The sequence below is a fragment of the Rhizomicrobium sp. genome (assembly GCF_056722145.1).
Map to the genome: position 1 here is coordinate 1 of NZ_JBWZET010000005.1, position 6,677 is coordinate 6,677.

6 protein-coding genes are annotated in these 6,677 nt (G+C 63.8%); 4 read left to right on the forward strand and 2 right to left on the reverse strand.

What is annotated here, in order from left to right:
- A partial coding sequence (locus tag AC1P6P_RS00325) for a response regulator (RefSeq protein WP_481400440.1) occupies nucleotides 1–674 on the reverse strand: 674 nt, incomplete at its 3' end.
- 493 nt (nucleotides 675–1,167) lie between these two features.
- Here AC1P6P_RS00325 and AC1P6P_RS00330 point away from each other — a divergent pair.
- Entirely contained in the window at nucleotides 1,168–2,040 is an 873-nt protein-coding gene (locus AC1P6P_RS00330; protein ID WP_481400441.1) for an EF-hand domain-containing protein, read from the forward strand.
- Nucleotides 2,041–2,084: 44 nt separating this feature from the next.
- Here the strand turns inward: AC1P6P_RS00330 and AC1P6P_RS00335 are convergent, their stop codons facing one another.
- The gene (locus AC1P6P_RS00335; protein ID WP_481400442.1) at nucleotides 2,085–3,635 is read right to left on the reverse strand and encodes an alpha-N-arabinofuranosidase; all 1,551 of its coding nucleotides are present in this window, start codon (nucleotides 3,633–3,635) and stop codon (nucleotides 2,085–2,087) included.
- 183 nt (nucleotides 3,636–3,818) lie between these two features.
- Between AC1P6P_RS00335 and AC1P6P_RS00340 the strand changes: the two genes are divergently transcribed.
- The 3 genes from AC1P6P_RS00340 to AC1P6P_RS00350 all read left to right on the forward strand — a co-directional run bounded on the left by AC1P6P_RS00340 (nucleotide 3,819) and on the right by AC1P6P_RS00350 (nucleotide 6,614).
- On the forward strand, nucleotides 3,819–4,562 hold the full coding sequence (locus AC1P6P_RS00340) for a FadR/GntR family transcriptional regulator (protein WP_481400443.1): 744 nt from the start codon (nucleotides 3,819–3,821) through the stop codon (nucleotides 4,560–4,562).
- A gap of 86 nt (nucleotides 4,563–4,648) precedes the next feature.
- Nucleotides 4,649–5,512 carry a Nif3-like dinuclear metal center hexameric protein gene (locus AC1P6P_RS00345; RefSeq protein WP_481400444.1) on the forward strand — a complete coding sequence of 288 codons (864 nt, stop codon included), beginning with the start codon at nucleotides 4,649–4,651 and terminating at the stop codon, nucleotides 5,510–5,512.
- Between the two features lies 1 nt (nucleotide 5,513).
- A complete protein-coding gene (locus tag AC1P6P_RS00350) occupies nucleotides 5,514–6,614 on the forward strand; it encodes an NADH:flavin oxidoreductase/NADH oxidase (protein ID WP_481400445.1) in 1,101 nt (366 codons plus the stop codon).
- The last annotated feature ends 63 nt before the right edge of the window (nucleotides 6,615–6,677 follow it).

The following is a 6,677-nucleotide window of genomic DNA, read 5'->3' on the forward strand; positions in this document are numbered from 1 at the left end:
ATCTTCTTGCGCACGCGGCTGATCAGATTGTCGATCGAACGGTCGAACGCCGAAGCTTCGCGCCCTTGCGTCAGGTCGAGCAGCTGATCGCGCGACAAGACGATATGCGGGCGTTCAAGGAACGCGAGCAGGAGATTGAATTCGCCGGTCGACAGCGGCACGACCTCGCCATCGTCGCCGATCAGCTGACGCGCGCCGGTCTTCAGCTTCCAGGTACCGAACTGCATCGTCTTCTGCACCGGCAGGCGGCGCGAGCGCGGCACCGACTGCGCCCGGCGGATCACCGCCTTGGCGCGGGCAAGCAGCTCACGCGGCGCGAACGGTTTCACCACATAATCGTCGGCCCCCATCTCGAGCCCGATGATGCGGTCGGTCTCTTCCGATTTCGCCGACAACAGGATGGTCGGGATGTCGAGCTTCTCGCGAATGGACCGGCACAGCGACAGCCCGTCTTCGCCCGGCATCATGATGTCGAGAATGACGAGGTCGAACTTGTAGCGGCTCAGCATGTGGCGGGCTTCGAGCGCGTGGCTGGCCATGGTGACGCGAAAGCCGTTGCGCTGCAGGTAGTGGCCGAGCGGATCGCGCACGCTACGTTCGTCTTCGACGAGCAGGATATGATAGCCCTCATCCGGCTTCGGCGCGGGATCCTGGCCTTCCATCTGCTGGGTCATCGATCAACTCCTCCGCAACGACATTGCGCACGCGAAATCAACCATTTGCGGTGCCCGGACAGTTGCGAGTAATTCTCACCAGCCCAGTCGAACGCCACCCCCGCACGTCACTTCTTAAGGCGACAGGCGTTGGAAAACATGAACAATCTGGCGTCATGATGGCCATTTGTAACAACCCATCCCAAGTCCGCACTTTGAGTTTGAACGTCACGAGCGGCAAATCCCGTCACGGCGCCTGCCACGCCGACGCCCGGTGGTTAACCTCCTCGGCCCAGGGATTGCGCCGGTCTGGCCAAGGCGGCGGCCAAATTTGCCGGATCGTTTTTGCCTGGCGGGAAAAATCCTCCACCTTTGTCGCCTGCATGTACGACAAACAGATGGATGACGCCGAATTCCGCTCTTTTCGCGGCGGCCCGCTGGCACATGGCCTGCTTCGGCAAATGGGCGCCCTGTTTCTCGCGAGGCGCGGTTCGTTATTAAGGAGAACCTCACCATGTCCATTGCAGGCATCAGCTCGCAAGGTCCCGGCAATCTAAGCCAGGTCCTGTCGAGCCTGCTTTCCAAGCTGGATACGAGTTCGACATCGACGCCGTCGACCGACACCACGACCAGCACACCGACCGACACCGACGCCGCAAGCGACGGTGGCCTTACCGGAAGCACCAAACCCAGTCTCTCGAGTATGGTCCTGGGCGTGCTGATGGGAATGCAGCAGCAGTCTACGAGTACCAGTTCGACATCCAGCACCACGACCAGTTCGGCCACCGCAACCAATCCGGTGTCCAATCTGTTTGCGGCGATGGATGCCAATTCCGACGGCACCGTGAGCCAGTCGGAAATGGAGTCCTACATCCAAGGTGTCGGCGGGACCACCGCCCAGGCCGATACTCTTTACAGCGATCTCAACACCTCGGGATCGAGCAGCGGCGTCACTGAAGCCGATCTCGCCAGCCAAGCCCCGCCTGCGCCCCCGGACGGCGGCGGATCGCAAGTCCATCACCATCATCATCATCACGGTGGCGGCGAATCGTCGGGCTCCAGCAGCCAATCGTCGAGCGCGGGCGATCAACTCGTCGCGGCGTTGGACGGCAACAACGACGGCTCGATCAGCCAAAGCGAACTGTCGAGCTTCCTGACCTCCAACGGCGGCAGCAGCACCGAAGCGAATTCGCTGTTCTCGTCGTTGACCTCCAACGGAAGCAGCGGCATCACCGCATCCGACATCAACACCGCCCTGTCCAACATGGCCGCCAGTTTCACGGCCAATCCATATGCCTCGATCCTGAACACGATCGACGCCTTCTCGACTTCCGCAACGAGTGCCGCCAGTTCGGCAACCGGCAGCACCGTCTCGGTCAGCGCCTGACCGCGTTGGGAGACGGAGAAGCCGTCTCCCACCTTGTTCGCGCTCTATCGCAGCGTCAGCACCACCACCGATTTTGCCGGCAGCGTCAGCGTCAGCTTGCCGTTCGCCAGCCTGGCACCGTCGAACGCGACCGGATGCACCGCATCGGGCGCATCGAAGCTGTTGTGCGCGTCCATCGCCGCGGCGGTGAGGATTTCGCCGGTGATCTTGCCGTTCACGCCTGCAAGCGCCGCCGCAACGTCCGCCGGCTGATGCGGATCGAGATTGGCGAGCGCAATCACCACGGCACCGTCCTTCGTCTTCGCCGCCGAGGCACTGACCTGCGGCACGCTCCACTTGCCGTATTTGTAGGTGCCGGTCTTGATATCGAGCGGCAGCGACGTCGCGTCCTGGAACGGGCGATACATGTGGAAGACGTGATAGGTCGGCGTCAGCACCATCTTGGGGCCGTCGGTCAGGATCATCGCCTGCAGCACGTTGACCGTTTGCGCGATCGAGGTCATCTGCACGCGGGCGGCGTATTTGTGGAAGACGTTGAGGTTCGCCGCTGCCACGAGCGCATCGCGGATGGTGTTCTGCTGCACCAGGAATCCGGGATTGGTGCCGGGCCCGGGCTGGTACCAGGTGCCCCACTCGTCGATGTAGAGCCCGACCTTCTTCACCGGGCCGGTCTTCGCCGCCTTGGTCTCGGCCGCCGTCATCACCTTGTCGTGCTCTTTGATGTAGCCATCCATCTTCAGCGTGTTGGCGAGGATGGCGATCCAGCCCGCTTCGTTGAAGCCGGTGGCGGTATCCTTGTTCTCCCACTTGGGCCCGAGCACCGTGTAGTAATGCAGCGAAATCGCATCCATCGGCGCGCGGCGGTTCGCCATCAAGACCTTGGTGAAATCGGTGAACTCGCCGCTGCGATCGCCGCTCGCCAGCATCACCGGGCCCGGCTGCTGCGGCGTGCGCATGAAGCTGGCGTACTGATTGTAGAGATCAGCATAGTATTCGGCGCGCATGTTGCCGCCGCAGCCCCAGGTCTCGTTGCCGATCGCATACACGGCAACCTTCCATGGCTTGTCGCGGCCGTTGGCCTTGCGCTCGCGCACCATCGGGGTGTCGGCGGTGCCGGTCATGTATTCGAGCCAGTCGGCGGCCTCTTGCGGCGAACCGGTGCCGACGTTGGCGTTGACGTAGGCGTCGGCGCCGATCTGCTCGACGAAATCGAAGAACTCATGCGTGCCGAAGGCGTTGGGATCGGTGACATTGCCCCAGCCGTTGACTTGCGGCGCCCGCGTCGGACCGACGCCATCGCGCCAATGATAGTAATCGGCGAAGCAGCCGCCCGGCCAGCGCACCAGCGGCACATGCAGTTCCTTCAGCGCCGCGATGACGTCGTTGCGCAGGCCGCGCGTATTCGGGATCGGCGACTGGGCGCCGACATAGACGCCGCCATAGACGCCACTGCCGAGCATCTCGGAAAACTGGCCGTAGATGTATTTGTTGATGGTCGGGCCGGGCTTGTCGGCATGGACGGTGAGTGTGGCCGGCGCCGCTTCGGCCGACGCTGTCAACACAAGTGCCGCAATCGCGGCGATGAGTGTTTTCACGGTGATCTCCCTCTCGGCACCCCTTCTAGTACAAGGACTTTCCTCGGACAAATCTGCAATTGACACTTTTCTGCCCCAATTCGTCGCCATCGCGGAGACACCAAAACAGGCGGCGGAATCGCCCCATGTTCGCTCCCTTGAATCTGGCGCATAGTATCGATTCGAGAGTGGATTGAAGCGCCTATGACCAAGCACGCATCGTTCGAGCGGGCCCGCCCGATCAACAAGGCCCTGCGCCTGCACGGCACCATCGCGCGCGATCTCGGGATCGCGATCATGTCGGGCCGCTACAAACCCGGCGACCTGATGACCGGCGAGGTCGCCAGCTCCGAAAAGCTCGACGTCTCCCGCACCGCCTATCGCGAGGCGATCCGCATTCTGGCAGCCAAAGGCCTGGTCGAGTCCAAGCCCAAGGTCGGCACCAAGATCAGTCCACGCGCCAAGTGGAACATGCTTGATCCCGACGTTCTCGCCTGGACCTTCGAAGGCGAGCCGGACCATGAGCTGCTCGAAAGCCTGTTCGAGCTGCGTGATATCGTCGAGTCCGCGGCCGCCGCGATCGCCGCGACCCGCCGCACCGAGGCCCATCTCGAGGCGATGCGCGAGGCCATCGACCGCATGGCGATGTACACACTCGCCACCGAGCCCGGCCGCCAGGGCGACCAGGATTTCCACCGCTGGCTGCTGGAAGCGACCGGTAATCCCTACATCATCTCGCTCACCACCGGGGTGCAGGCGGCGGTCAACACCACCACCATGTTCAAGCAGCGCGACCGGCCGCTGCCGCGCGATCCGGTGCCCGACCACAGGCGCGTGTTCGACGCGGTGGCGGCCCGCGATCCGGCGCGCGCCCAGAGCGAAATGAGCACCCTGATCCGCCTCGCCTTCCAGGACACGCCGCGGCGGTCGCACCTAAAGAAGCCGTGATCGCGGCGTTTTCACGCAAATTTCGCTAAACTCCGGCGCGCCGTTCCTGCTACCGATACCAGGAACGGATTTGGGAGGAGCTTGTCATGTCGGAACTCACGCGACGGACGATGCTGGCGGCCACCGGTGCCGCGCTTGCCGTGAAGGCCGAGGCCGGAGCGCCGCTGACTGCGAGCGCCGTCGTCGATCGCATCAAGGCCCATGTCGGCGTGCCATGGCGCGAGAAAACCGTTGACGGCATCATCGCCGGCGATCCGGCGACGCCGGTCAAAGGCATCGCCACGACGATGATGGCGACCTATGCCGTCTTGAAACGCGCCGCGGCGGCAGGGCTGAACATGGTCGTCACCCACGAGCCGACGTTCTGGTCGCATCAGGAAGATGTCTCGCAGGTGCTGAACGACCCGCTCTATCGCGAGAAGCTCGCCTTCATCAAGTACAACAAGCTCGTCACCTTCCACTTCCACGACCATTGGCACGCCTTGAAGCCGCGCGACGGCATCGCCGACGGCACCATGCGCAAGCTCGGCTGGACCGATTACGTCAGCGCCACCGATCCGCAAAGTTTCACTCTGCCGCCGACGACGCTCGGTTCGCTGGCGCACTTCATCAGCGACCGGCTGAAAGCGAAGACCCTGCGCGTCATCGGCCGCCCCGAGATGGCGGTTTCGAAGGTGAAATCGAGTTGGGGCTATGCCCAGAAATTCCCCGGCGTCGATTACCTCAACAGCGACATCGATGTTTTCATCGTCGGCGAAACCTGGGAATGGGAACTGCAGGAATACGTCGCCGATCTCGTCGCCGCCGGCCGCAACAAGGCCCTGATCATGGTCGGCCATATCCAGTCCGAGCAGTGGGGCATGGAGCCCTGCGCCGACTGGGTGAAAAACTTCGTGCCGGAAGTGCCGGTCAAATTCCTCGAAATGCCCGAACCCTATTGGAACGCCTGAGATGCCCGCAAAACTCTTCACGCCCATCGACCTCGGCCAGCTTCACCTCTCCAACCGCATCGTCATCGCGCCGATGTGCACCTATTCGGCGACCGATGGCTGCGCCAATGATTGGCACGTCATCCATTACGGCGGACTGGCGCTGTCGGGCGCCGGCCTGTTGACCTTGGAGGCCACTGCCGTGGCGCCCGAGGGCCGCATCACCTATGGCGACATCGGCTTGTGGAACGACGGCTGCGAAGCGGCGCTGGCCAAGACGCTCGAAAGCGTGCGGCGCTGGTCCGACATGCCGATCGCGATCCAGATCGCCCACGCCGGCCGCAAGGCCTCCACCGATCTGCCCTGGCTCGGCGGGGCGCAACTGCCGCCGCACAATGTGCACGGCTGGCAGACGGTGTCCTCGTCGACGCTGGCATTCCAGGATGGCGAACACGCCCCCCACGCGCTCGACCGCGACGGGCTGAAGCGCATCCGCGAGGCCTTTGCCGCCGCCGCCAAACGCGCGGTGCGGCTCGGACTCGATGCCATTCAGGTTCACAGCGCCCACGGTTATCTCTTGCACCAGTTCCTGTCGCCGCTCGCCAACCAGCGCGACGATGAATACGGCGGCAGTCTGGAAAACCGCTTGCGCTTCCCGCTGGAGGTGTTCGAGGCGATGCGCGAGGTCGTGCCCGATCGCGTCGCGCTGACGGTGCGCGTGTCCGGCACCGATTGGGTGGGTGGCGGCTGGGACATTGACGGCACCATCGCTTATGCCAAGGCGCTGGAAGCGAAAGGCTGCACCGCGATCCACATTTCGAGCGGCGGGATGTCGATGGCGCAGAAAATTCCGCTCGGCCCGAATTATCAGGTGCCGCTGGCGCGGGCGGTGAAACAGGCGGTGTCGATTCCGGTCATCGCCGTCGGCCTGATCACCGAAGCCGAGCAGGCCGAAGCCATCATCGGCACCGGCGATGCCGACCTCGTCGCCGTGGCGCGCGCGATGCTCTACGACCCGCGCTGGCCCTGGCACGCCGCCGCCGCCCTCGGCGCGCGCGTGAAAGCCGCCCCGCAATACCTGCGCTCGGCCCCGCACGCCGCACCGGATCTGTTCAAGGCGTGAGGACCCTCATACCGAGGAGCTTTGCGCGCGCGATGTCGTCAATGGCGTTTGGCGACAGAGCGT